We start from the raw sequence: 24227 nt of genomic DNA, 5'->3' as shown, positions 1-24227 counted from the left end.
CGCGGGGTGACCCCGCGTCCCCGGGGCGGGTCCGCCCGTCTTGGGGACGCGGGGCTGGCCCACCGGCCCGGGGACGCGGGGCGGGTCGCGGGCCGGTGTCACCGGAGAGGACACCGGGCTCCGCGGCCCCGGGGACGCGAGCGGTCAGGCCAGGCAGGTCAGCGGCCGGCCGCCGTTGTAGGCGAGCATGTCCGTCATCGCGGCGGTGAGGTCGATCGGCTCGCCCCGGGGCAGGCCGTCCAGCTCGGCGTAGGCCCGGTGCAGGTTGCCGACGATCCGCTCGGGGTCGAGCAGCCCGCCGTACTCGCCGAGGTCGGTCTCCCGCGCCGCCTCCAGCGGCGTCAGGCCCGCCGAACGGCCCAGCTCGGCGGTGGCCATCACGAACCGCAGGTAGTCCCGCACCCGGCCGATCACCTCCGGGCCGCACACGTCGCCGTGCCCCGGCACGATCGTCCGCGCGCCCAGCTTCTCCAGCTCGTCCAGCGTCTCGATGGCCCCCGTCACCGACCCCATCATCACGAACGGCGTGCCCCCGTTGAACACCAGGTCGCCGGCGAACAGCAGCGACCGCTCGGGGATCCACACGATCGAGTCGTTGGTGGTGTGCGCGGGACGGCCGACGTGGCGGACCTCGCAGCGCAGCTCGTCGGAGTACAGGGTGACGCCGTCGGCGTAGGTCAGGAAGGGCGGGCTGACCTCCGACCGGCCCCAGTCGACCGCCGTCCAGGCCATCGTCCGGTACGCCGGGATCCCCTCGGCGAGGATCATCTCCCGGGTCCCTTCGTGCCCGACGATCGTCGCCTCGGGGAAGGCGAAGTTGCCGAAGGTGTGGTCGCCGTGGTGGTGGGTGTTGACCAGCGTCGTCACCGGCAGGGCGGTGACCGACCTGATCGCCTCGCGGTAGGCCAGGGTGCGCCGCTCGGTGGCGCAGGAGTCCACGCAGATCACCCCGTGCCGCCCGACGAGGAAGCCGGTGTTGTTGATCCACCAGCTTCCGTCGGGCTGGATGTAGGCGTGGACGCCGTCGGAGACCTCCTCGACGCGGGCGGAGGGCAGCGGATGGTCGTGGCGCGATGAGCTCATGACGGGGATTCTCCGCCCTGGCGCGCCCGGAGACCACGAAGATCGCCGGAATCGTCCCGGCCGGGCGACCCGCCGCCGGCCCGGAGGCGCCGTACGGCCCAGGCGGCGCCCGCCGTGACGAACGCCAGCGCCACGAGCAGCGCGCTCACCCCCAGCGGGGACCGGTAGCCGAGGCCCGCGCCGATGGCGGCGCCGCCCAGCACGGGACCCGCGGCCGCGCCCACGTTGAGGGCGGCGGTCGCGAACGCGCCACCCAGGGAGGGCGCCTCGACGGCCTCGTAGAGCACCCGGGTGATCAGTGTGGAGCCGACGGCGAAGGACAGCGCGCCCTGGACGAAGACGAGCGCGAACGCCCAGGCCGCCTCGTCCGCGGTCGCCATGAGCAGCAACCAGCCGCCCAGCAGGGCCACGCCGCCGGGCACCAGCAGCCGCGCCGGCCGCTCGTCCGACATGCGGCCTCCGGCGGTCACCCCGGCGAACGACCCCAGGCCGAACAGCGCCAGGAAGACCGGGACCCACCCCGGCCCGAACCCGCCGACGTCGGTGACCAGCGGAGCCAGATAGGTGAAGGCGCAGAAGGTCGCGCCGTTCACGAGCGCGGCCAGCGACAGGGTCACCAGCAGCCGGGGACGGCGCAGCGCCCGCAGTTCCCGCCGCGCGCCGGGCGCGGCCGCGTCCGCCGGCGCCGCCGGGACCGAGCGCAGGATCGCGAAGACGGCCGGCACCGAGACGGCGGCCACCGCCCAGAACGCCGAACGCCAGCCCCACGCCTGGCCGAGCACCGCGCCGGCGGGCACCCCCGCGACGCACGCGAGGGTGACGCCGCCCAGCAGGACCGCGGTGGCGCGGCCCTTGGCGGCGGGCCCGGCCAGGCCCGCCGCCGTCGCGAGGCCCACGGCCAGGAACCCGGCGTTGGCCAGCGCCGCGACGACCCGGGTGGCCAGCAGGACGCCGAAGTCGGTGGTGACCGCTCCGGCGACGTGCACGAGCGTGAAGACGACCAGGAAGACGAGCAGCGCCCGCCGTCTCGGCCACCGCAGGCTGAGGACGGCCGTCAGCGGCGCGCCGACGATCATCCCTGCGGCGAAGGCCGAGGTCAGCGTTCCGGCGGCCGGGACGGAGACCCCGAGGTCGCCGGCGATCTCGGGGATGAGCCCCGACAGCATGAACTCGGACGTCCCCTGGGCGAAGACCGCCAGCCCGAGCATGTAGATGACGATTGGCATACGAGAACTCACAACCGTTTCGTGGTTGGAATGTCCGGGGTCACTCGGGGCGGCTTCGGAGCCGTTCCGGAGTGGTTCCGGAACGGCTCCGAGGCGGTTTCGAGACGACCCCGGGGCGATGAGGGCGCGGAGAGCCGCCGCGACGGCCACGGCCGGACGCCGCTCGGAGCGGCGAGGCGGCCGGGCGCGCGGGGACACCGCGTGGAGGAACCCGGAAGGGCCCGGAAGGACGCTCGGGCAGGGGGCATCACCGCGCGTGACCGCGACGGTGGTTACGGCGATGCGGAACCCGGAGGGGAAAGCCCGTACGGCGGAGGCTCAGCGGCGGATACGGCGGGGAAGCGCGGCGTCTCGGACGCGACGGCGCTTCGGCACGGGATCACGGTCGGCCACCGAACAACCGGTGGCTAGCGTCTTGACGCCTCGGGGCTTGACATGGACCGCATCCTAACCACGCCGCGGACGCCCCGTCCACCGGCGTCAGAGGCGTTCGATGACGAAGGCGGTGAGGAAGCCGACGGTGGTGATGAGCCCGGTGAGGACGTGGGTGCGCTCGAACGCCTCGGGGATCATGGTGTCGGCGATCATGGCGAGGATGGCTCCGGCGGCGACTGCGGTGATGACCGCGATGAGGGCCGGGGAGGCGCTCTGCAGGGTGAGGTAGCCGACGCAGGCCGCCGCGGCGCTGGCAAGCGCGATGCCGCCCCAGACGCCGAAGACGTACCGCGCGCCGCGGCCGGCCCGCTTCATGCCCGCGGCGCTGGAGAGTCCCTCGGGGACGTTGGAGATGAAGATCGCGGCCAGCACCGCGACGCCGACCTCGCCGCCGTGCAGCAGCGACAGGCCGAGGACGACGGACTCGGGGATGCCGTCGAGCAGGGCCCCGATCGCGATGGCGGCGCCGCTGCCCGGCGACCCGCTCTCGCCCGCCTGCTGGTCCCCGGAGCGCTTGCGGTGCCGGGCGCCGTGCCGGGACAGCAGGGCGTTGGCCGCGACGTAGGCCACCGCCCCGGCGAGGAACCCGCTCATGGCCGGGACCAGCCCCCCGGAGCGTTCGGCCTCGTCGACGAGGTCGAACGCGAGCGCGGAGATCAGCACTCCGGCCCCGAAGGCCATGATCGAGGCGATCACCTTGGGCGGCACCCGTACCGTCCAGGCGATCGCCGCCCCGATGACCAGGGCGCCTCCGGCGACCAGCCCCCACAGTCCCGCCTCGGCCCACTGCGGCACGGTGTCCCCTCCGTCCCCGCACCGGCCGGTGCCGGCGCGTCCTCGCATCGGGGTCGCTACCCCGGCCGCCGGCGGAGATACCACCCTGCCGGCGAACACCCCCGCCCGGTGACGCGGGCCCGTGGGTCACCGTACGGCGGGCGGCGCGGGGCACCGTACGGCGGGCCATCCGGGTCACCGTGCGGCGGGCCCCGCGGGTCACCGTACGGCGGGCGGCGCGGCGCCCGGGAAGCCCGGGGTGCGCCAGGTGCCGCCGGAGGCGGTGACCGCGAACGCCTCCACCCCGTCGAGGCCCTCCACCCATTCGCGGGCCGCACCGCCCATGGCGAAGGCGGCCGTGGCGTAGGCGTCGACCGGGGTCAGGCTCTCGCCCACCAGGGTGACGGAGACCAGCCCTGCGGCGGGGCGGCCGGTGTGCGGGTCGACGATGTGCGTGCCGCGTTCGGCCGTGCCGGAGGTCGCCACGGCGAGCCCGCTCACCGTGACGTCCGTGAGGCCGTTCCCCACGGAACCCGTGAGACCGCTCGCCGGGGCGCCCATGACACCGGCCGGGGAGCCGCTGCCGGTGACGACGGTGGCGAGTTCGCCGGGGCGCAGCGGGTGGGCGACGCCGACCCGCCACGGGCGGCCGGGCGCGGCCGTACCGGCGAGCTGGACGTCGCCGCCGCCGTTCACGCAGTGGTTCACCGCGCCCGCCCGGGTGAGGATGCGCGACGCCCGCTCGATCGCCCAGCCCTTCACCAGGCCGGAGGGGTCGAGGCGGCCCCCGGGCCGGGCCGTGAAGTATCCACGGGAGGTCTCGGCCACCGCCTCGCACAGGCCGAGGACCTCGGCGACCTCCGGCGGGCAGTCGGCCGGGCCGATCTCCCCGCGGTCCAGGCGGCTGACGAAGCTGCCGGGCCGGTAGGTCGAGAAGACCTCGTCGACCCGGCGCAGCCACGCCACGGCCTCGGCGACGGCTTCCCCGGCGGTTCCCGCGTCCCCGGCGTCGTACGGGGGCCGTACGTCGAAGGAGAAGACCGTGCCCATCATGTGCTCGACGTGCCGGACCGCCGCCGGGCGCTCCTCGGCGGAGGAGCCGCGGGGGTTCCCGGCGACGACATGCGGACCCCCGGCGGAGGCGGCGCGCGGGCCGCCGGGGAGGAAGGCGCGCCGGTCCCCCGCGCGGGGAGCCGTGGCCGGGACGCCGGGACGGCGCGGGCCGGTCGTCACAGGCCCGCCTTGTCCAGGGCGCTCTGCAGCGAGCGGATGTAGCCGTCGCTGGTGTAGGTGGCGCCCGAGACGGTGTCGATGTCGGCGGACTGCGCCGAGAGCGCCGCCTCGTTGAGGATCGGCAGCGCCTCGTCGTTGATCGCGATGTCGCGGTGGTTGCCCATCGGCGCCTGGAGCACCTTGATCCCGGCCATCTTCCCGCCGGAGAGCACCAGTTCCACCTGCACCGGGCCCCAGCGGGTGTCGGCCGCGTCGCCGGCCACCGTCCTGTCGCCGGCGGCGGCCCCGGCGGTGGCGCCCGGCCCGGTCCAGGAGCCCTGGTCCGCCGAGGTCCGGCCGTTCCCGCCGCCCTCTCCGCCCCGGTCGCCGCCGAAACCGTCGTCGTCGTCATCGCCGCCGAACCGGCCGAAGCCGCCCGGCGACCGGCGGGACCCGGCGCCGGCGCCTCCGGTTCCGGAACCGGAGGAGCCGGCGCCGGTTCCGGAGCCGTCACGCGACACCGCGGCGGGCCGCTGGGCGGTCGTCGCCACCTCGTGGGGTTTGAACGACAGGAGGAGGACCAGGCCGACGGCGGTGGCGAGGACCGCCGCGATCGCTCTGCGCATATGTGTTCCTTAGCGGTGTGACGTGCTTCGGGACGGCTTCGGGATATGCCGGGTGCTTCGGGACGGCTTCGGCGACCCGGTGCTCGGAAGCGGCTTCGGGACGCGCCGGGTGATTCGGATCCGCTTCGGCGGCCCGGCGCTCAGAACTCGAACGCCTCGTGGTGGATGTGCCGCTTCGGCACCCCGGCGGCGCGCAGCGCCGACACCACCTCGGCGGTCAGACCGGCGGGCCCGCAGACGTAGACCTCGTGGCCGGGGAGGTCCGGGACGAGCCCGCGGAGCCTGGCGGGCGCGAACGCGTCGCCGATCCCGCTCCGGGGACCGAGGCAGGAGTGCATCACCGCGCCGCGGCGGGCGGCGATCTCCTCGAGCTCCGCGCGGAACACCAGGTCGCCGGGGGTCCGGGCACGGTAGAGGAGGGTCAGGTCGCCGGGGGCCGCCGGGATCGACTCGAACAGCGCGCGCACCGGGGTGATGCCCACTCCCCCGGCGACGAGCAGCACCTTGCGCCTGCGGCGGCGGGACGCGGTGAACGCCCCGTAGGGGCCCTCGGCCACCACGCGGGTGCCGGGGCGCAGCCGGGCGATCCGGCGGCTCTGGTCGCCGAGGTCCTTGACGGTGATCCGCAGCCCGTCGCCGGTGGGCGGGGCCGACAGCGAGTAGGGGTTGGGCGACCACCACAGGTCCCGGGTCAGGAACCGCCACCGGAAGAACTGGCCGGGTTCGGCCCGCAACCGGTCCAGGTTCCGCCCGGTGACGTGGACGGAGACGACCCCGGGGGCCTCGGGCGTGATCCGGGCGACCCGGAGGCGGTGCCGGAACGCCTGCCGTACCGGGGTGAGGAAGCGGTACCACAGGAGCAGCGCGGCGACGGAGAGGTACAGGGCGTACCAGGCGGCCCGGACAGGGGCCGACCCGATGAACTCCTCTCCGGTGGCGAGCTGGTGCCCGAACGCCAGCCAGGCCGCGAGGTAGGTGTAGAAGTGCAGGTGGAACCAGGTCTCGTAGCGCATCCTGGGCCGGACGGCGCGGGCGGAGACGACGCCGACGCCGACCAGGAGCAGCAGCGCCACGGTGGCCTTGAGCATGTCCGGGTAGGTGAGGTTCAGCGTCACCGTCTCGCTGACCACGTCGGTGCCCTCGGTCACCGCGTAGCCCCAGGTGATCAGCAGCGCGTGCGCGACCGCCAGCCCGACGACGTAGCGGCCGCCCATGGAGTGCCAGCGGGCCAGCTTGTCGGACCCGACCCCCCGTTCCAGGGCGGGGACGCGGGCCATCAGCGCCAGCAGCACCGCGATCGCGTACCCGGCGAGCAGGCCGGTGACGCGGCCCGCCTCGGTCAGCCAGCCGTCCAGGCCGGCGACGGCGGGCGTGTTCACCCACCACAGGACCAGTACGGCGAGCGTCCCGGCGGCGATGGCCGCCAGGACGGCCTCCGGACGCGCGCGGACGCCTCCGGCGGGGACGGCCCGGGGTGGTCCGGCGGCGGTCCGGCCCGTTCCGGCGAAGGTGGTGGCCACGGATGTGTCTCCTCTCGTCGAGCGTGATCCACCGTGCCCCCGGAACCTCTCGTTTTCCTCTGAACCCGTCCATACGCTGACGATTCATAGGATTCTCATAGGCGGGTCAGAGGATCCGCACGGACGACGGGGAGGACCCTGGTACCACCATGCACGCGACCTCCCATGACCCCGCCTCCGGCGGTCTCCCCTCGTCCGGCGGCTCTCCCGCGCTCCTGAGACCCGACGGCGCCCCCGTCCGCGTCCTCGTCGTCGACGACGAGCCCGACCTGGTCGAGGTGCTCTGCGCCGTCCTGCGCCGCGAGGGCTGGGAGGTGCGCGGCGCCACCGGCGGCGCGGCCGCGGTGGCCGCCGCCCGCGGGTTCCGTCCCGACGCGGTGCTGCTCGACGTCATGCTGCCCGACATCGACGGCCTGGAGGTGCTGCGCCGGCTGCGCGCGGAGTCGCCGCACGTGTGCGTGCTGTTCCTGACCGCCAGGGACGCCGTGGAGGACCGGGTGGCCGGGATCACCGCGGGCGGGGACGACTACGTGACCAAGCCGTTCAGCCTGGAGGAGGTCCTGGCCCGGCTGCGCGGCCTGCTGCGCCGCGCCGGCATGGCGCGGGTCTCAGCCGAGGGCGACCGGCTGGCCGTGGGAGACCTGGTGATGGACGAGGACGCGCGCGAGGTGACCCGGAGCGGGGAACTGATCGAGCTGACGCCGACCGAGTTCGAGCTGCTGCGCCTCCTCATGCTCAACCCGCGCCGGGTGCTCAGCAAGGCGCGGATCCTCGACGAGGTCTGGTCCTACGACTTCGGCGGCCAGGCGCACGTCGTGGAGCTGTACATCAGCTACCTGCGCAAGAAGATCGACGCGGGCCGCCCGCCGCTGATCCACACTGTGCGGGGCGTGGGATACGTGCTGCGGCCATGAGACTCCGGCCATCGCGCGCCGCGGCCGTGAGGCTCCCCGTGCCGCACACCATCCGGGCCCGGCTGGTCGCCGGGGTGCTGGTGCTGATCACGCTGGTCTGCGCCGGGGTCGGCGCGGTGACCTCCCTGGCGATGGAGCGGTTCATGGTGAACCGCCTCGACCAGCAGCTGTCGGTGACGGTCGGCAGGTTCGCCGCCACCCTGGAGCACCGCAGGGAGCGCAGCGGGTACGGCGGGTACGGCGACAGCCGCGGGCAGCCCCCCGGCACGCTGGGCGTCCGCCTGGTGGACGGCCGGATGACAGACGCCGCCGTGGTCGTGCCGGGCCAGGACGACCCGCGGCCCGGCCGGGGCCTGTCGGCCGACGACGCGACCGTCCTGGCGTCGGTGCCCAGGGACGGCCACGGCCACAGCGTGGAACTGTCGGCGCTGGACGACTACCGCGTCATGGCCGTCGACGGCGAGGACGGCGACGTCCTGGTCAACGGCCTGCCGATGGAGGACGTCAACGCCATGGTGCACCGCCTGCAGTTCATCGAGATCGTGATGTTCGCCGCCGCCGTGGTCTTCGCCGGGGTGGCGGGAACGGTCTGGGTACGGCTGTCGCTGCGCCCGCTGGAGCGGGTGGCGGCCACGGCCCGGCGGGTCAGCACGCTCCCGCTGTCCAGTGGCGAGGTGGCGCTGCCCGACCGGGTTCCGGACGAGGACCCGCGGACCGAGGTGGGCCAGGTGGGGGCGGCGTTCAACCGCATGCTGGGCCACGTCGGCGAGGCCCTCGCCCGGCGGCACGCCAGCGAGCAGCGGATGCGGACGTTCGCCGCGGACGCCAGCCACGAGCTGCGCACCCCCCTGGCGACCGTACGGGCCCACGCCGAGCTGGCCCGGCGCGACCCGGGCGAGGTGTCGCCGGAGGTGCGGCACTCGCTGGAGCGGATCGACGCCGAGTCCTCCCGGATGGGCAAGCTCGTCGACGACCTGCTGCTGCTGGCCAGACTCGACGCGGGCAGGCCGCTGGCCCGCGACCCGGTGGACCTGACGCGCGTGGTGATCGACGCGACCGGCGACGCGCGGGTCTCCGCGCCGGGTCACCGCTGGCGGCTGGAGCTGCCGGAGGAGCCGGTCACGATCGTCGGCGACGCCGACCGGATCCACCAGGTCGTCGCCAACCTGCTGGGCAACGCGCGCTCGCACACCCCGCCGGGCACCACGGTCACCGTGTCGGTCCGCGCCGTCCCGTCCGCGCCCGGCTCGGAAGGATCCGGCGGCCCCGGCGGCTCCGGCCCCGATCCCGGGCGGGTCGAGCTGACCGTGGCCGACGACGGGCCGGGCATCCCGGAGGAGATCCGGGACGACCTGTTCGAACGGTTCGTCCGGGCCGACAAGGCGCGCTCCCGCGCCTCGGGCGGCACGGGCCTGGGCCTGGCCATCGTCAGGGCCGTGGTCACCGCGCACGGCGGGACCGCCGGCGTGGACAGCCGGCCGGACCGTACGGTCTTCCGCGTCCTGCTGCCCGCCGGGACCGACCCCGCCTGACCCTCCGTCCGTGATCCCCCTCCCCGCGTCCGGCCCGGGTGACCGGCGAACGCCGTCGCGCTCCGTGCGGCCCTGCCCGGCCCCGGTCAGGCCCGGCGCAGACGCACCTGCACCGGCCGGCCGTCGACGGTCTCGAACCGCACGGCGGTCGCCTCGCCCCGCACCCGCGCCTCGCACGGCTGGTCGCCGTCGGCGCGCCAGCGTCCCCGCAGCGTCACCCGCATCAGGTGCGGGTGGCTCGGGCTGGTCAGCCAGGGCCGCGACCAGGGGCTGTAGTGGCCGACGTACCGGCCGCGCTCGTACTGGCCGGGGTCGATCCCGCCGTAGAGCCGCAGGTCGGGGTCGCACACCGCCAGTGCCAGCCCGTCGTCCCCGTCGGCCCTGACGAGCACCATGGAGGGCGTGTCCACCTCGCGCACGGGCCCCTCGCCGTCCCCCAGCGGTCTGAAGACCGCGTAGCCGGTGATCCCGGTGGCCCGGTCGCGCACCACGTGCGCGGTCGTGTCGGCGCGCAGCACGGTGTACGGCGCTGCCTCCGGGTCGTCCATCGCGGCGGCGAAGGCGGCCATCCGCTCGGGGGTGGCGCCGACGACCATCGCGTACTCGTACCTCGCGTCGCGGGGTGAGACGCCGTGCCTGATCCAGGCGGTGGCGAAGTCGCCGGTGGTCGGGGCCTCGGTCGCGTTGTCGCGGGAGGTCTGGGCCGAGCGGGTCAGGCCGATCCGCTGCCCGGGGGCCAGGTAGTAGCCGATGCCCTTGTCGTCCAGCAGCCAGCGCGGCGCGGCGTCCGGGGCCGCCGTGTGGGGGAAGGCCGTGACGGGTTCGGCGGCGCCGACGTGGGTGGGGTCCGTGCGGGCGGCCAGGTGGGTCTGGAAGAGCGTGGTCTCGGTCTCGTGCCGGGAGTCGTTGCCGATGCCGGTGCCGACGGCCACGATCCGGTCGTCGAACAGGAAGACCGACTTCAGCGCGCGGTGCGAGCCCTCGTACTTGGGGTGCTCGCGCAGTTCCATGGCGAACATGCCGTCGCGGCCGTCGATGGTGTGCGCCCCGCCGAACCGCGAGTCGGTGAGCAGCATCTCCTCGATGGCCCCGGTGAGGTCGCCCTTCAGCTCGTCCAGCGGCAGGTGCACGGTCGTGGCGCCGGGACGGCGGTTCCAGTCCCAGCCCTGCTGGACGTAGCCGCTGGCGGCGTTGCCGACGGGGTCGCCCCGGTGCAGCACCTGGATCTGCCCGTACGTGTTGTAGCGGCCGTACCAGTTGGCGCCCTCGTAGATCTCGGTGCTCCACAGGTACCGGTTGTGCCCGCGCACCGTGACCTGCCACTCGTCGCGCCGGTGGACGGCCAGGGCCGCGTAGTTGATCGCCCAGTTGCCGGTGGGGGCGGCCTCGGCGGTGACGCCGCGGGCGGCGAGCCGTTCGGCGACCCTCCGCTGCGCCGCGGTCGGCGCGGCGGGCAGCAGTCGCAGGAAGGCGGCGCCGAGTTCGGGGTCCACGTCGCCGGTCCCGCCGGGGGTGCCGGAGATCGCCATCCACTGGTACGGCGTCGGCGACAGGGCGGTCAGCCCGCTGGGGTTGCGCCCGCTGATGGAGATGGGCCAGTGGTTCCTGTTGGCGTAGACGCGCATGGCCAGCAGCGCCCGTTTCAGCCAGGCGTGCGGCTCGTCGGCGAGGCGGAAGGATCCGCCGCTGAGCACGTAGACCAGCGGGGCCAGCCCGGTGAAGCCGTCGCGGACGTAATCGGGGAAGAAGCCGACGTGGTGGAAGACGGCCCCGTCCACCTTGAGGCCGTCCTGGATGCCCGCGGTGGGGAGCAGCGCCCAGTCCAGCCAGTCGAGCAGCGCCCGCAGCCAGGCGATCCGCTCGGCCTCGGTGTCGCGCAGCAGCGCGGCGGCGAGCATGCCGCGCAGGGTGGTGTTGAGGATGTCCATGACGCTGCAGTGGGCCTGGCGGTGCCTCCGGTCGCGGAAGACCCGGCCGAACCCGCACAGCCACGTCAGGTCCGCGCGGACCCCCTCGAACAGCCCGGCCTCCCGCAGGACGTCCCCCATCAGGTACACGGAGTCGTAGTAGCCCCGGACGTTGTAGCCGAGGTGGTGGACGGTGCCCTGGCAGCTCCCCCGCGTCCAGCCCTGGTCCCTCAGGTGGGCGATCATGCGGACGTAGAGGGCCGCGAGCGCCGTACGGTGCGCCGGTCCGGCCGAGGCGTGGGCCAGCGCCAGGTTCCGCATGAGGTCGGTGTAGGAGCCCAGCGCGACCGGGTCGATGAACGCCTTCAGCTCGGCGGCGATCCCGGCGGGGTGGATCTGCGTCTGGTAGGAGAAGACCGGGCGGCCCTTCCCGGTCGCGGTCGCCTCGGGCACGCCGTACGCGGTGACCTGGGCGGTGAGCGCGGCGACCGAGGCGTCGTCCACCTTCACCGGCGTCAGGAGGTACTCGTCCCGGTAGCGGGCGGTGAGGGCGCGCAGGGAGGCGGTCTCCCGCTCCGAGGGCGGGGAGGCGTCCATCGGGGCGCGGGCCAGCAACCGGTCGAACAGGTACAGCGCCTGCCAGTGCTGGGCGTCGTAGTCGTCGCCCTCGGCGGCGATGTCCGGCACCTGGGCGTCGCGGCAGGGGGCGTCGGGCCGCAGCGGCGCGTTCGGGATGAGCAGGTCGAGGTGGAGGACCCCGGCGCGGCGGGGCGCGATGATCCGCAGGGTGTCCATGCCGGGGCGCGGCCGGCCGCGCATGTCGTAGTCATAGCGCACCCAGGCCGTCCGCCAGCCGGTGAAGCCGAGCCGGAACTCGAACCAGGCGTCGGTGCGGTCGCCGCGGCCGAACTCGAAGCGGACCACGTCGTCCACCGGCGTCTCGTTGAAGATCCAGACGGAGAAGGCGTCCACGGTGCCCTGCCACGCCTGGTCGTCCAGCGGCCGGTAGGGGTCGGGGGCGAAACGCAGGGGCGCCCGGACGGTGATCGTGGAGCGGCCGCCGTGCTCCCAGCGGAGCGAGTGGTCCCCGCAGATCGAGGCCCGGTCGCTGATCGTGAGGGCCGAGCCCGGCCCGGCCGTGAACTGCGGCGGGACGGCGGTCTCCAGCAGGAAGACCGGCGGGTCCATGGCCAGGGCGCGCCGTTCCAGGTCCCCGGGGTCTCCGGAGACCCCGGGTGCGGCGTCGCGGGCGGCCGCCCGGCCGGGCGTCGCGCCGGCGAGCGGGAGCACGGTTCCGGCCACGCCCGCCGCGCCGGCCTGGAGCGCGGTCCTGCGAGTGATCTCCACCACGGGTTCCTCCCTGGGATCGGACTGGCCGTATCCAATGGGAGGAAAAACAGATGAATAAAGAACTAATCGCCGACTTTTCCGGATTTGGCGTGGACCGCAGCCCGGTCACCCGGGATTTACCGGATTCCTCTTTGAATCATCCGTTGACTGCGACATGACTCCATGATCAAGATGCCGTCATCCCCTCTCCCCCTCCGAGAGGGCCCATGTCCTCCCCCTCTCCTCCGCGGAAGGGGGCCGGATCCCGCAGGAGTACCCGTTGGAGCACCCTCTCCCCCACCGCCGGACGCCCGGCGGCCCCCCGTTCCGAAGACCGTCCGGTCCCGGCACCGCACCGGGCGGCGGGTGACGCCGTGCCCGACTCACGGGAGCTGAAGTTCCGCAAACTCGCCACCGACCTGCGCACCGCGATCCGCTCGGGCGTCTGGGCGGGCGGCGCGAAACTGCCCACCGAACAGGAGCTCGCCAGGGCGCACCGGGTCAGCCTCACCACCGTCCGCCGCGCGGTGGACGAACTCGTCGCCGAGGGGCTGGTGATCCGGCGGCAGGGCGCGGGAACCTTCGCGGTCCCCCGGACCATGACCGTCCACGGCGGGGCCGCGATGATCGGCGTGGTCGTGCCGGACACCGCCCTGTACTACCCCAAGGTGCTGGAGGGCGTCGAGGAGGTGCTGACCGCCGCCGGGGCGCGGCTGCTGCTGACCTGCTCCCGCTACCGGCCCGAGGAGGAGGCCGCCGCGCTGCGGCGCATGCTCGACTCCGGGGTGGACGGCCTCCTCGTCGTCCCCACCCTGCTGGGCAGCGCCGACCCCGCCGCGCTCGTCCGCCGCCTCGCCGCCCTGCCGGTGCCCACCGTGCTGATCGAGCGCGGCCTGGACGACGGCGACGACCCCAGCGAGCACGTCCGCACCGACCACGTGGCCGGGGCGTTCGCGGCCGTGCGCCACCTGGCCTCGCTCGGCCACACCCGCCTCGTCCTGCTGTCACGCTCGGGGAACCCCACCAGCGCCCCGGTCCGCCGGGGCTTCGCCGCCGCCGTGGCGGACCTCCGCCTGCGGGCCGCCGAGCCGTTCTCCGTCCCGTACGACGAGTGGAACCCCGGCGTCGCCGACGCGCAGGTGCGCCGGGTCGTGGCCGAGGGCGCCACGGCCGTCGTCTGCTTCGGCGACCGCGAGGCCATCATGGTGGTGTCCGCCGCCCGGCGGGCGGGCCTGGCCGTACCGGGCGACCTGGCCGTCGTCTCCTACGACGACGAGATCGCCGAACTGGCGGAGGTGCCGCTCACCGCCGTCTCCCCGCCCAAGCGGCATCTCGGCCGCCAGGCGGCCGAGCTCCTGCTCCGCCGCCTGGGCGAGCCCGACCTGCCCCGCCACCAGATACGGTTGCGCCCCGGCGTCGTCGTGCGCCGGTCGTGCGGCGCCTACCCGAGGGAGACCACCGATGACTGACCTCCGGCTGGGACTGGTCGGCGCGGGCGCCGTCGGTGTGCTGCACGCCGAGGCGGCGCCGCGGGTGCCCGGCGTGCGGGTGGGCGCGGTGTGCGACGTGGACCCGGAGGCCGCGCGCCGCGTCGCCGCGCCCCACGGCGCGCCGGTGTACGCCGGCCACCGCGAGCTGATCTCCTCGGGCGAGGTGGACGCGGTGGTCGTCGCCACCCCGCACGCGCTGCACACCGAGATCGTGTGCGACGCGGCCGCCGCCGGGTTGCACGTCCTGGTGGAGAAGCCGATGGCCACCTCGCTCGCCGACTGCGACCTGATGATCGCCGCCTGCGCCGCCGCCGGGGTACGGCTGGCCGTCGGGCACGTCCAGCGCTTCCTGCCCGACAAGGCCGCGGCGATGGCGGCCCTGGGGGCCGGGGAGATCGGCGAGCCGCTGATGGTGTCCGACCGGCGCGGCTCCGACTACCGGCCCGGTTCGCGGCCCGGCTGGTTCCTCGACCCGGAGCTGTCCGGCGGAGGGGTGCTCATCAACATCGGCGCGCACAGCGTGGACCGGCTGGTGTGGCTGTCCGGCCGGCGGGTCGAACGGGTGGAGGCCTCGCTGAGCAGCTCCCTGCCCACCGTCCGCCCGGCCGCCACCGGCTCCGCGAACGGCGCCGGTACGGCGCGCGGCATGGGCGCGGCGGACGGCACGGGCACAGGCACGGCGGACGGCACGGGCACGGCGGGCGGGCCGCCGGCCGGCCTCGCGGGCGGCGCGCCGGGGTGTCCACCGGGCGTCTCCCCCGTGGAGACCGACGCGCTGGTCAGGCTGGCGCTGTCGGGCGGGCTGGCCGCACAGATCACGGTGACCTCCACCGGCCCGCCCGCCCCGCACGACGAGGTCGTCGTCGTCGGCGAGCGCGGCACGCTGTCGATCTCCCCCCACACCGGTACGGCTTTGCACCGCGACGGCGTGACGACCTGGCTGCACCGGCCCGGCCCCGACGACGTGCCCGCGGCCTTCGCCGCCCAGCTCGCCGACTTCGCCGGGGCGGTGCGGACCGGCCGGGAGCCGGCGGTCACCGGGACGCACGGGCGGCACGTCCTCGCGGTCGTGCTGGCGGCCTACGCCTCGGCGGCCCGCCGTACGCCGGTCCCGGTCCTGGTACCGGTGCCGGTCCCGGGGAGCACGGCCGGTGGACCCGGCGACGCGGTCCTCCGGGAGGGCGCGCGGTGAGGCTGTCCGTCAGCACGCTGGGCATGCCCGGCGCGAGCCTGCCCGAGGCGATCGAGACGGCGGCGGCGCACGGCTGCGCCGGGCTGGAACTGCGGCTCCACCCCGACACCGGCGTCCACGCCGGCCTGCCCCGGAGGGCGGAGCGGAGCGGTCCGCCCGCCGGCCGGCCCGGGGACCGGCCGGAGGGCGGACCCGGAGGTCAGGGCGCGGACCGGCCCGAGGATCGGCGCGGGGGCCGGCCCGCGGACCGGCCCGGGGTGCGGGCCGCGCTGGCCGCCGCCGGGCTGGAGATCTCCGCCCTGGCCGGGTACACCGGCGTATGCGCGCCCGGGGACGACGGGCCGGTGGTCGAGGCGCTGGCGGCCGACCTGCTCCTCGCCGCCGACCTCGGGGCCCCCGCCGTACGGGTGTTCCCCGAAGGGGAGGACACGGCGGCCGGGACACGGCGGCTCCGGGCTGTCGCGCCCGAGGCGCGGCGGCTGGGCGTGCGGGTGCTGGTGGAGACGCACGACGCGCTGCCCACCGGCGCGGCCGTGGCGCGGCTGCTGGAGGCGGCCGGGGAGCCGGAGGCCACCGGGGCGATCTGGGACCTGCTCCACCCCTGGCGGCACGGCGAGGACCCGGCGGCCACCCTCGCCTCCCTCGGTGATCATCTGGCCTACGTCCAGATCAAGGACGCCGCCCCCGACCTGACGCCGATGCCGCTGGGCGAGGGGACGGTCCCGCTGGAGGAGGCGGGAAGGCTGCTGCGCGAGCGGGGATACGACGGCTGGGTGTCGCTGGAGTGGGAACGGACGTGGTTCCCGCACATCGCCCCCGTGGAGACCGTGATCGCCGGAGCCGCGTCCTGGACCCGCCGCTTCTCCCCGCCCCCGGACCACTGACCCCGCCACGCCGTGCCGTGCCCCTCCCACCTTCCTTCGCGAACCGCCCGCTCGGCTCGATCGAAATCGGGGCTGGAGACCGCGATCGCGTGCAGCCGCCAGACGTGAAGAAGCTCTTGAAGTTGACTGAGACGCCACACTTCATAGGCCGCGTCCAAGGCCCTGTGATACTCGTCGAGGAACTGTTCGTGCCACTTCTCCGGCGGAACACGCAGGATCTCCGTCGGGTCATACCCGAAATCGGGAAGCGGCTCAGCGGTCATGACACCGAATTTGGACAGGCGGCCGTCCGTGTGCCACCGGATCGGTGTGCCGGTTCGGCGCGGTCCTCACCGCCCCGACGTGACCGTCAAGCCCGTTCAGGTGGAAGACCTGGCCGACCACAGTGGCGAACAGGCCGGTGACGTCGGCGGCGAAGGCCGTCCTCGTCACCCCGAGGCGGCGCAGGGCCGGCCCGTGGTCCCAGACGACGACGGCGCACGCGCCCAGCATCAGCGTCCACCAGGTCAGGCGCGCGGCCACCCGGACCGCCCCCGGCAGGGGCCGGAACGACTCGCGCAGCCGATCGCGGTGGAACGGCACGTGGCGCAGCTCGTCGGCCAGGATCCGCCCGGCCACGTCCGAGGCGAGCCGGTCCCGGCTCCCGTCGCGCACCGCCCGGTAGTACCGGAGGGCGACCACCTCCGCGACCAACTCTTCGTCTCCCGCCCTCCGGAAGGGGACGCGGGCGAGTACACGGTGACGGTGAGCGCGGCCACCGGCTGGCTGTGCGCCTTCTGAGGCGTACTCGCGCTCGCGGCGGTCAGATCGCCTCGGACGGATCATCCGGGCGGTACGGCCGCTCGCGGCAGGCCCTAGCGTTGGTCCATGTCCGAAATGCCATCACGGGTCGAACTGCGCCCGCTCACCCTCTCCGACCAGGACGAGTTCTGCTCGCTCGTTCGGGCCAGCGCCGGGCTGCACCGGCCGTGGATGCGGCTGCCCGCGACCGCGGAGGAGTTCCGGACCTGGATGCGCCGCTTCGACGACGGCGTCAACCTGGGTTTCCTGATCCGGGTCCGGGAGAGCGGCGCGGCCGCCGGTATGGTCAACATCAACTCGATCATCCGGGGCCGCTACCAGGGCGCGTCCCTCGGCTACGCGGCCTTCGCCCCGTCGGCCGGTCGGGGATACATGACCGAGGGGCTCACCGCCGTCCTGCGGCACGCCTTCACCGACCTGCGGCTCCACCGGCTGGAGGCCAACATCCAGCCGGCGAACGAGGCGTCCCTGGCCCTGGCGCGGCGCCTGGGCTTCCGCTACGAAGGGCTGTCTCCCGCCTACCTCTACATCGACGGGGCCTGGCGCGACCATGAACGCTGGTCCGTCACGGCACCGGACCCCTGGACGCCGGACTCCTCCCTCCCGGAGGTCTGAGCCACACGGCGCCGCCGGTGAGAACATGTCCCAGCCGGTGACGGCACCGGCGGAATCCCCCGGGACGGAACGGATTCCTCCCGGGGAGCCCCGCGCCGTCGATCCGGCGGCCCGCCGTTCGTGTAGTGGGTGAGAGCCGGGACCACTCCCGGCGGACGACCACGGAAGGCACGGAACATGGGCGAGGTCATCGTGATCGAGCATCTGACGCTCGACGGTGTGATGCAGGCGCCGGGACACCCCGAGGAGGACCCCCGCGACGGTTTCCGGCACGGCGGCTGGGCGGCTTCGCGCCACGACCCGGCCATGCAGGAGGTGATGGGAGCGCGCATGTCGGACGCGTGGTCCCTGCTGGCCGGCCGGACGACGTACGAGCGCTTCGCGGAATACTGGCCCCGGCAGGCACCGAACCCGTTCACCGAGGCCCTCGACAGGGTCCGGAAGTACGTGGCCTCGACCACGCTGGCCGAGCCGCTGCCCTGGCGGAACTCCACCCTGCTCAAGGGGGACGCCGCGGACGCCGTGGCCGTCCTCCGGGAGGAGACGGAGGAGAACCTGGTGGTGTTCGGCAGCGGGGCGCTGGTCAGGTCGCTGATGCCGCGCGGCCTCGTCGACGAGCTCGTCCTGCTGATCCACCCGCTGACGCTGGGATCGGGCCGCCGGCTGTTCCCCGGCTCGGGCCCGGACCTCTCCGCGTTCCGGCTGGTCGAGTCCGCGACGACCGGCACCGGCGTGATCATCGCCGTCTACCGGCCCGCCGGGGACTGACCGCACGGAAGCGGTCCGCACTCCCCGGTTCCGCGGCAGGCGCCCCGCCTCCCCGGAGGATCCCCGTACGCCCCAGACGCCAGACGGCGTAGACGGTGGCGAGGAGCGTCAGTGAGCCCGAGGCGAGAATGGAGGACCGGGCGTCCAGGACGACTCCGGGGGTGCCGAGCAGGTAGCCGAGGGCGACGCAGGTGTTGACCAGCACACGGAAGTACGCCCAGGCCCGCCCGTGCATGTCCGGAGGGATGTGATGGTGGATGACGTTGCGGACGCCCACGTTGTGCGCGCCGTTGCCGAAACCGCCGAGGACGAAGGCGACGGCGATGACCGCTGCCACCGGGACGAGCCCCTCCGCCAGCAGCGCGGCTCCCATCAGCGCCGCGCCGCCCAGGACCATGGTCAGGGGGTATGAGCTGACCCTCCGCCAGGCTCCGATCAGCGACCCGGGCAGCGAGCCCAGGGACCAGGCGGACAGGAGGAACCCGTAGAGCACGTCGCTGCTGGTGACCTGGCGGAGGTAGAAGACGCCCGCGACGCCCTCGATGGACGTGGCGAAGATGACGGCGGCGAGGATCGGCAGGAGCGGCCGGACCACCGGTGATCGCCACATGGCCCTCAGCCCGTCGAGCGCGCCCGCGAACAGGCCGGTGCTCAGCGACACGCGCTGGTCCCGGCCGCCGGGGACCACGCCCTGGATGACGAAGGAGACGATCACGAAGCTCACCGCGTTGAACGCCAGGAGCCAGGTGTTGCCGAAGGCGGTGAAGAGAAGGCCGCCGAGGCCGGGGCCGGCCAGGGAGGAGAGCGACATCACCGCGGTGAGCCAGCTGTTGGCCTTCCCGACGCCCGCCGTACCGGCGATCGAGGGGAGAAGCTTGAAACCCGCCGACGAAGAGATCACGGCGAAGACGTTGGCCAGCGCGACCAGGATGACCCGGGCGTGGAAGACGGGAAGAAGCGCCGCCGCGGCGAAGAACACTCCCTGGACGAGCACCGCCGTCAGCCAGGCGTGTTTGGCGTTCACCCGGTCGACGAGGGCGCCGAGGAACGGGGCGAGCACCAGCGGGGGAACGAGTTCGGCGAAGTAGACCTCCGTCACCCACCAGGACGGCCCCGTGCTGGCGGCCTCCAGCACCAGGGAGAGCGTCGCGACCCCGTCGCCGAGGGTGGAGACGAAGGTGCCGCCGAGCAGCACGAGGAGGGCCGCCGGGATTCGGCGTTCCGGCATCGGCGACCTCTTCCGTCGTGGGGCCGGTTCTCACAGATCAAGATCGGGATCCTAGGTGGCCGGTCACGCCGGAGCAATCGGTTTTCTCCGTGGAGACGCCCGGCGACGGGACCGGCCGGTACGCCACCCGCGGAGAGGGTGGCGCCCCGGGCGGCCATCCGGATGGAAGACGCCCGCGACGCCTTCGCCGGTCGCGCCTCGGCGAGGGGAACCGCCGGTTTGACCTTGACGCTGCGTCAACTTCTAGCATCGCGGCCATGTCGATCACCGTTCTTGACACCTACTCCGCCATGAAGCGGATCCTCCTGGCCCCGATCGCGAAACGCGCCGGCCTGCTGCGTTCGATGCTGGAGGCCAACAGGGGCATGTACCGCTACCACCCCGGCGAGCTCGACCTGGCCGCGGCGCACTTCCAATCGTCCGGGTTCCCCATCGACCGCGACGAGGAGCGTTGCCTCGACGCGCTCGAAACCCTGGCGGCGGCCGGGGCCTGGGAGCGGATGCAACGCGCGCTCGACGACGCTCTGGCCGTACTGCTGGAGGCGACGCCGGGGCTGGAGGCCCCGGACATCACCGTGCTGTTCGTCCTCGGTGATCCGGCTGACAAGCACTTCATGGGTCCCTGCCTGGGATTGACCGGGTTCGGCGGCATCTCGGGCAACATCGCCATCACGCTCTGGCCCTTCCCCGAGAACATGGAGCGGCTGGAGGCCACCGTCGTGCACGAACTCAACCACAACCTGCGATGGAGTCCGGGCGGGGTGGTGTGGGACCCGATGACCGTCACGGTCGGCGAGCACATCGTCGGCGAGGGTCTGGCCGACGCCTTCGCCCGCCAGCTCTACGGGGACGAGCTCGGCCCCACCCGCATCGGCGTGCCGCACCTGCACGACGACGAGGTCTTCGCCAAGGTCCTCACCGGGCTCGACGTGACGGGCATGCACAACTTCACCGCCTGGGTGCACGGCGACCCCGGCGCCGAGCACCTCGGTGTCACCCCGGTGGGACTGCCGATGGGCGCCGGATACGCCGCGGGCAACCGGCTGGTCGACACCTACCTGGCGGCGACCGGGCAGACGGCGGCGCAGGCCCTGCACGCCGACAGCTCGGAGATCATCGCCGCCACGCTCCGTCACGGGTGACAGCGGGCGGCGGACGGTGACAGCGGGAGAGGGCGGGTGACACCGGGATGATGGAGTGGACGATCCAGGAACTCGCAGCGAGGGCCGGCGTCACCAGCCGCACCCTGCGCCACTACGACCGCGTCGGTCTCCTGGCCCCGTCCCGGATCGGCGCGAACGGGTACCGCTACTACGACCCGGTCGCGGTCGCCCGGCTGCAGCGGATCCTGTTCATGCGCCGGCTCGGCATGGGCCTGCCGGCCATCGCCGAGGTCCTGGCGGACGAGGTGGACACGTGCGACGGGATCCGCGCGCACATCGCCGCGCTGGAGGAGGAGCGGGACCGCATCGAACGGCAGATCCGGTCCGCGCGTCACACCCTCGAAGCTTTGCGGGCGGGGGCGGAACCGCAGATGGACGTCATGTTGGCGGGGTTCAACGACCGCCACAAGGACGAGGTGGTCTCGCGCTGGGGCGAGCGCGTGTTCCGGGTGAGCAACGACTGGTGGCATGGCAAGACCCTCGACCAGCAGCGGGCCTGGAAGCAGGCCGCCGAGGACCTCGTCGCCGCGTGGGTCGCCGCGGTGAGGGCCGGGGTCTCTCCGGCGTCGGAACACGCTCAGTCTCTGGCCGCCCGGCATGTCCGGTGGCTGAGCCGGATCCCGGGCACCCCCACGGCGGAGGGCGACCGGGAGCGCTCGATCGAGATGGTGAACTGCCTGGGGGACATGTACGTCGACGACCCCCGCTTCGCAGGCATGTACGGCGACGCCGCCGGGGCGAGGTTCGTCCGCGACGCGTTGCACGCGCACACGCGGACCCGGATGTGACCCGTCCGGCGCATCGCCTGGGTTCGCGTGCTCAGGCGGAAATGGGTAGGCGTACTCAGGCGCGCGCCCGGCCGGTGCCGGACCCTGGGGGCATGACCAAGCCAATCCAGCCCGTCATGACCTCCGCCTACTTCGCGCAGTGCGTCATCTCCTTCGGTGTGGCGCTCGGCAGCACGACGCTCGGCGTCTTCTACCTGCCGGTCAGCTCGTGGGTCCGCGCCTTCCTCGCGGTGTCCGTGCTGTACACGGTGACGTCGGCCTTCGTCCTGGCCAAGTGCGTGCGCGACCGGCAGGAGTTCGACAGCATGTCGAGCCGCGTCGACCAGGCGCGCCTCGACAAGCTGCTCTCCGAGCACGACCCCTACAAGGTCGACGCCCTGTGAGCCGCCCCGCCGGCTCCGGGTCACCCCGGCGGACCTGAGCCGTCCCGGCGGCCGCGCCGCGCCTCGCGCCGTTTCGCCTCGGCCCGGCCCGCCGGGCCCGCCCTACGCCTCGTCGAGTCCCCGTTCGATCGCGTAGCGGACGAGATCGACCCGGTTGTGGAGCTGGAGCTTGTTGAGGGTGTTCTGCACGTGGTTCTGCACGGTGCGGTGGCTGATCACCAGCCGTTCGGCGATCTGCCGGTAGGACAGGCCCTTGGCGACGAGGCGCAGCACCTCGGTCTCCCGGTCGGTGAGGCGCGGCTCGTCGCCCGCGGGTCCGCGCGTCGCCAGGCGGCGGTACTCGCCGAGCACCAGGCCGGCCAGGCCGGGGGTGAAGACCGGTTCCCCCTCGGCCGTGCGCCGGACGGCGTCGAGGAACTCCTCGCGGCTCGCGGACTTGACCAGGTAGCCGGAGGCTCCGGCCTTGACCGCCTCCAGCACGTCCTCGTGCTCGCCGCTCGCCGACAGCACCAGCACGCGGGGCGGGTGGTCGGACGCGGCCAATCCTCTGGCGACCTCCACCCCGGGCAGGTCGGGAAGCCTCAGGTCGAGGACCACCACGTCGGGCCGTACGGCGACGGCCACGCGGAGCGCCTGGCGGCCCTCCCCCGTGGTCGCCACCACCTCGTACCGGGCGTCCTCCAGGTCGCGGGCGACCGCGTCCCGCCACATCGGATGATCATCTACCACCATTACCCGCGGAGCGCCGGCCATGCCGCAACTGTAGACCGGCCCGCGGCGCCGGTGCGCGCGTCGCCCGTGGTGCGAGGCCGCGCGGCGGGGCCCGGCGTGCGCGGGCGCCCGGGATGTGCGCGCCTACCCGGGGGCGGAGGCGGGGACGGCCATCTCGATCTCGGTTCCCTGGCCGGGCGCCGACGTGACGGCGACGGTGCCGCCGATGCCGGTGATCCGGCCCCGGATGGACTGCGCGACGCCGAGCCGGCCTTCCGCCTCCGCCTCGGAGAGGCGGCCCGGGGGGATGCCGGGACCCTCGTCGCGCACCGTGACGGTCACCGAGACGCCGTCGTCCTCGGCGAGGACCCAGGCCCGCGCGTCGCCGCCGCAGTGCCTGCGGACGTTGTCGAGCGCCGCGCCCACGGCCGCGACGACCTCGCGGGCCTGACCGGCGGGGAGGAGCAGCGGGGTCGCGGGCGCCGACACGGTGACCGTCCTCGTGGTGTACCGGCGCAGACCGGCCCCCACGTCCACGAGGCCCGAGCCGTCCCGCCCGGCCGGGCCCGGACCGCCGCGGACCATCTCGCGCAGCGCCGCCTCCTGCTCCCCCGCCAGCCGTCCCAGCTCGGCCGCCTCCCCGCCGATCTCCAGCCCGCGGCGCTGCACCAGCGCCAGCACCTGGAGGACGGAGTCGTGGATGCCGCGGGCGAGCCGTTCGCGTTCCCGGCCCGCGGCCTCCATCTCGGCGGCCCGTTGCAGCCGTTCCTCCGCCTGCCGGGTGAGCCGGGTCACGTGGCCGAGGACGGTCCCGGCGAGGACCAGCAGCACGGCTCCGTTGACGGGGACGGAGACGTCGGCCGCGCCCAGGCCGCGCAGCCACAGGTCGCCCAGCGCCAGCACGACCGCGGTGAGCGCGCCGGCCCGCCGCCCGCCGTACACGGCCCAGGCGAGTACGGGTCCGGCGACCCAGGTCGCCGTGATCGGCAGCACGCCCGCCGGTCCGGCGCCGGTCCCCTGCACGTACGGCGAGGCCAGCATGCAGCCGAGGGTGACCACGACGTCCGCCACCAGCAGGGGGCGGCTCCTCCTGGTCGAGTACGCGACGGTGGTGACGGCGGTCCAGACGGCCATCAGGCCGATGACGGACCAGGCCGCGACGGGATGCCGGTAGCCTCCGGCGCTCGCCAGCAGAAGCGCGGCGTAGCCCAGGGACGCGACGCGGTAGACCGCGATGGCGCGCCAGAACGATCCCTCGATCCCCATGTCTCCCCATGAGAGGTGGCCGGCGTTGTTCGCGGTGGTCCGCTCATGATGTCCCACCGCCGCGGATGGGGGGTCGCCCGCCGGGATCGCCCGTCCGGGCCGGTGGCGTCGCCGTACACGGCCGGTTCACGGGTCATGAGGAGGTCGTCCGCCCATCGCGGAGGCGAGGGGACGAGAGGGAGGGGGAACACGTGCTCCCCGCCACTCCTAACGTATAGCGCACCCGGGGGCTTGCCACAAGACCCCGGTCATGCCGCAGAATCGTCCGCCGAGGCCGGGCCCTGGTCGCCGACCGGGGGCCGGGAGCTGCGGAAACGGGGGACACGGAATGCGTGTGTTGTCGTCGGCGTACGGGTCGCGCGGGGACGTCGAGCCACTGG

The 24227-nt window shown here is 74.3% G+C and carries 21 protein-coding genes and 1 pseudogene; 10 read left to right on the top strand and 12 right to left on the bottom strand.

Annotation, left to right across the window (positions count from 1 at the left end):
• Positions 1 to 144: 144 nt before the first annotated feature.
• From ACZ6W9_RS08470 to ACZ6W9_RS08445, 6 genes are all read right to left on the bottom strand, one after another.
• Entirely contained in the window at positions 145 to 1083 is a 939-nt protein-coding gene (locus ACZ6W9_RS08470; RefSeq protein ID WP_362936292.1) for an MBL fold metallo-hydrolase, read from the bottom strand.
• Positions 1080 to 2309 carry a Cmx/CmrA family chloramphenicol efflux MFS transporter gene (locus ACZ6W9_RS08465; RefSeq protein WP_470116999.1) on the bottom strand — a complete coding sequence of 410 codons (1230 nt, stop codon included), beginning with the start codon at positions 2307 to 2309 and terminating at the stop codon, positions 1080 to 1082. Before ACZ6W9_RS08465 ends, ACZ6W9_RS08470 begins: the two co-directional genes overlap by 4 nt.
• Positions 2310 to 2789: 480 nt before the next feature.
• Positions 2790 to 3539 (bottom strand): ZIP family metal transporter, encoded by a 750-nt coding sequence (locus ACZ6W9_RS08460; RefSeq protein WP_362936286.1) that lies wholly within the window; start codon positions 3537 to 3539, stop codon positions 2790 to 2792.
• Between the two features lie 198 nt (positions 3540 to 3737).
• Positions 3738 to 4751, bottom strand: a complete 1014-nt coding sequence (locus tag ACZ6W9_RS08455) for an FAD:protein FMN transferase (RefSeq protein WP_470116997.1) — start codon at positions 4749 to 4751, stop codon at positions 3738 to 3740.
• Positions 4748 to 5356, bottom strand: coding sequence for an FMN-binding protein (locus ACZ6W9_RS08450; RefSeq protein ID WP_470116995.1), 609 nt, complete (start codon positions 5354 to 5356; stop codon positions 4748 to 4750). Before ACZ6W9_RS08450 ends, ACZ6W9_RS08455 begins: the two co-directional genes overlap by 4 nt.
• Positions 5357 to 5496: 140 nt before the next feature.
• Positions 5497 to 6876, bottom strand: a complete 1380-nt coding sequence (locus ACZ6W9_RS08445) for a ferredoxin reductase family protein (RefSeq protein WP_362936277.1) — start codon at positions 6874 to 6876, stop codon at positions 5497 to 5499.
• 149 nt (positions 6877 to 7025) lie between these two features.
• On the opposite strand from ACZ6W9_RS08445, the gene ACZ6W9_RS08440 reads away from it, so the two are divergent.
• Entirely contained in the window at positions 7026 to 7790 is a 765-nt protein-coding gene (locus ACZ6W9_RS08440; protein WP_362936274.1) for a response regulator transcription factor, read from the top strand.
• Positions 7791 to 7828: 38 nt separating this feature from the next.
• A complete protein-coding gene (locus tag ACZ6W9_RS08435; protein WP_470116993.1) occupies positions 7829 to 9322 on the top strand; it encodes a sensor histidine kinase in 1494 nt (497 codons plus the stop codon).
• Between the two features lie 86 nt (positions 9323 to 9408).
• Here ACZ6W9_RS08435 and ACZ6W9_RS08430 read toward each other — a convergent pair whose 3' ends face one another.
• A complete protein-coding gene (locus tag ACZ6W9_RS08430; RefSeq protein ID WP_470116991.1) occupies positions 9409 to 12579 on the bottom strand; it encodes a chondroitinase family polysaccharide lyase in 3171 nt (1056 codons plus the stop codon).
• A gap of 353 nt (positions 12580 to 12932) precedes the next feature.
• Between ACZ6W9_RS08430 and ACZ6W9_RS08425 the strand changes: the two genes are divergently transcribed.
• The 3 genes from ACZ6W9_RS08425 to ACZ6W9_RS08415 are packed head-to-tail and all read left to right on the top strand — an operon-like array spanning position 12933 to position 16124.
• On the top strand, positions 12933 to 14027 hold the full coding sequence (locus ACZ6W9_RS08425) for a GntR family transcriptional regulator (RefSeq protein WP_470116989.1): 1095 nt from the start codon (positions 12933 to 12935) through the stop codon (positions 14025 to 14027).
• Positions 14020 to 15240 carry a Gfo/Idh/MocA family protein gene (locus tag ACZ6W9_RS08420; protein WP_470116987.1) on the top strand — a complete coding sequence of 407 codons (1221 nt, stop codon included), beginning with the start codon at positions 14020 to 14022 and terminating at the stop codon, positions 15238 to 15240. Before ACZ6W9_RS08425 ends, ACZ6W9_RS08420 begins: the two co-directional genes overlap by 8 nt.
• A complete protein-coding gene (locus ACZ6W9_RS08415) occupies positions 15237 to 16124 on the top strand; it encodes a sugar phosphate isomerase/epimerase family protein (RefSeq protein WP_470116985.1) in 888 nt (295 codons plus the stop codon). The genes ACZ6W9_RS08420 and ACZ6W9_RS08415 overlap by 4 nt, the downstream gene beginning before the upstream one ends.
• Positions 16125 to 16162: 38 nt before the next feature.
• On the opposite strand, the pseudogene ACZ6W9_RS08410 reads toward ACZ6W9_RS08415, so the two are convergent.
• A pseudogene (locus tag ACZ6W9_RS08410) lies at positions 16163 to 16387 on the bottom strand (DUF6247 family protein); the annotation flags it as partial.
• The gene (locus tag ACZ6W9_RS08405; protein ID WP_389961115.1) at positions 16377 to 16817 is read right to left on the bottom strand and encodes a hypothetical protein; all 441 of its coding nucleotides are present in this window, start codon (positions 16815 to 16817) and stop codon (positions 16377 to 16379) included. The gene ACZ6W9_RS08405 and the pseudogene ACZ6W9_RS08410, both read right to left, overlap by 11 nt.
• Before the next feature lie 174 nt (positions 16818 to 16991).
• On the opposite strand from ACZ6W9_RS08405, the gene ACZ6W9_RS08400 reads away from it, so the two are divergent.
• Together ACZ6W9_RS08400 and ACZ6W9_RS08395 are read left to right on the top strand one after the other, a co-directional pair.
• The gene (locus ACZ6W9_RS08400; RefSeq protein WP_389961113.1) at positions 16992 to 17540 is read left to right on the top strand and encodes a GNAT family N-acetyltransferase; all 549 of its coding nucleotides are present in this window, start codon (positions 16992 to 16994) and stop codon (positions 17538 to 17540) included.
• Positions 17541 to 17717: 177 nt separating this feature from the next.
• Complete coding sequence (locus tag ACZ6W9_RS08395; RefSeq protein ID WP_389961111.1) at positions 17718 to 18308, top strand: dihydrofolate reductase family protein; 591 nt, start codon at positions 17718 to 17720, stop codon at positions 18306 to 18308.
• On the opposite strand, the gene ACZ6W9_RS08390 is transcribed toward ACZ6W9_RS08395, so the two are convergent.
• A complete protein-coding gene (locus ACZ6W9_RS08390) occupies positions 18277 to 19536 on the bottom strand; it encodes an MFS transporter (protein ID WP_389961109.1) in 1260 nt (419 codons plus the stop codon). The two genes, ACZ6W9_RS08395 and ACZ6W9_RS08390, sit on opposite strands and share 32 nt — an antisense overlap.
• A 257-nt stretch (positions 19537 to 19793) precedes the next feature.
• Here ACZ6W9_RS08390 and ACZ6W9_RS08385 point away from each other — a divergent pair, with 257 nt between their 5' ends.
• The 3 genes from ACZ6W9_RS08385 (at position 19794) to ACZ6W9_RS08375 (ending at position 21870) form a co-directional block, all read left to right on the top strand.
• Positions 19794 to 20678, top strand: coding sequence for a DUF2268 domain-containing putative Zn-dependent protease (locus ACZ6W9_RS08385; RefSeq protein WP_470116981.1), 885 nt, complete (start codon positions 19794 to 19796; stop codon positions 20676 to 20678).
• A 50-nt stretch (positions 20679 to 20728) separates the two neighbouring features.
• A complete protein-coding gene (locus tag ACZ6W9_RS08380; RefSeq protein WP_389961105.1) occupies positions 20729 to 21487 on the top strand; it encodes a MerR family transcriptional regulator in 759 nt (252 codons plus the stop codon).
• Between the two features lie 92 nt (positions 21488 to 21579).
• A complete protein-coding gene (locus tag ACZ6W9_RS08375) occupies positions 21580 to 21870 on the top strand; it encodes a YiaA/YiaB family inner membrane protein (protein ID WP_362936232.1) in 291 nt (96 codons plus the stop codon).
• Positions 21871 to 21972: 102 nt separating this feature from the next.
• On the opposite strand, the gene ACZ6W9_RS08370 is transcribed toward ACZ6W9_RS08375, so the two are convergent.
• On the bottom strand, positions 21973 to 22623 hold the full coding sequence (locus ACZ6W9_RS08370; protein ID WP_389961103.1) for a response regulator: 651 nt from the start codon (positions 22621 to 22623) through the stop codon (positions 21973 to 21975).
• A 102-nt stretch (positions 22624 to 22725) separates the two neighbouring features.
• A complete protein-coding gene (gene macS / locus ACZ6W9_RS08365) occupies positions 22726 to 23847 on the bottom strand; it encodes a MacS family sensor histidine kinase (RefSeq protein ID WP_470116979.1) in 1122 nt (373 codons plus the stop codon).
• Between the last annotated feature and the right edge of the window lie 380 nt (positions 23848 to 24227).

The sequence above is a fragment of the Streptosporangium sp. NPDC053982 genome, from assembly GCF_055585205.1.
This window is presented reverse-complemented; position numbering and strand designations above follow the sequence as displayed.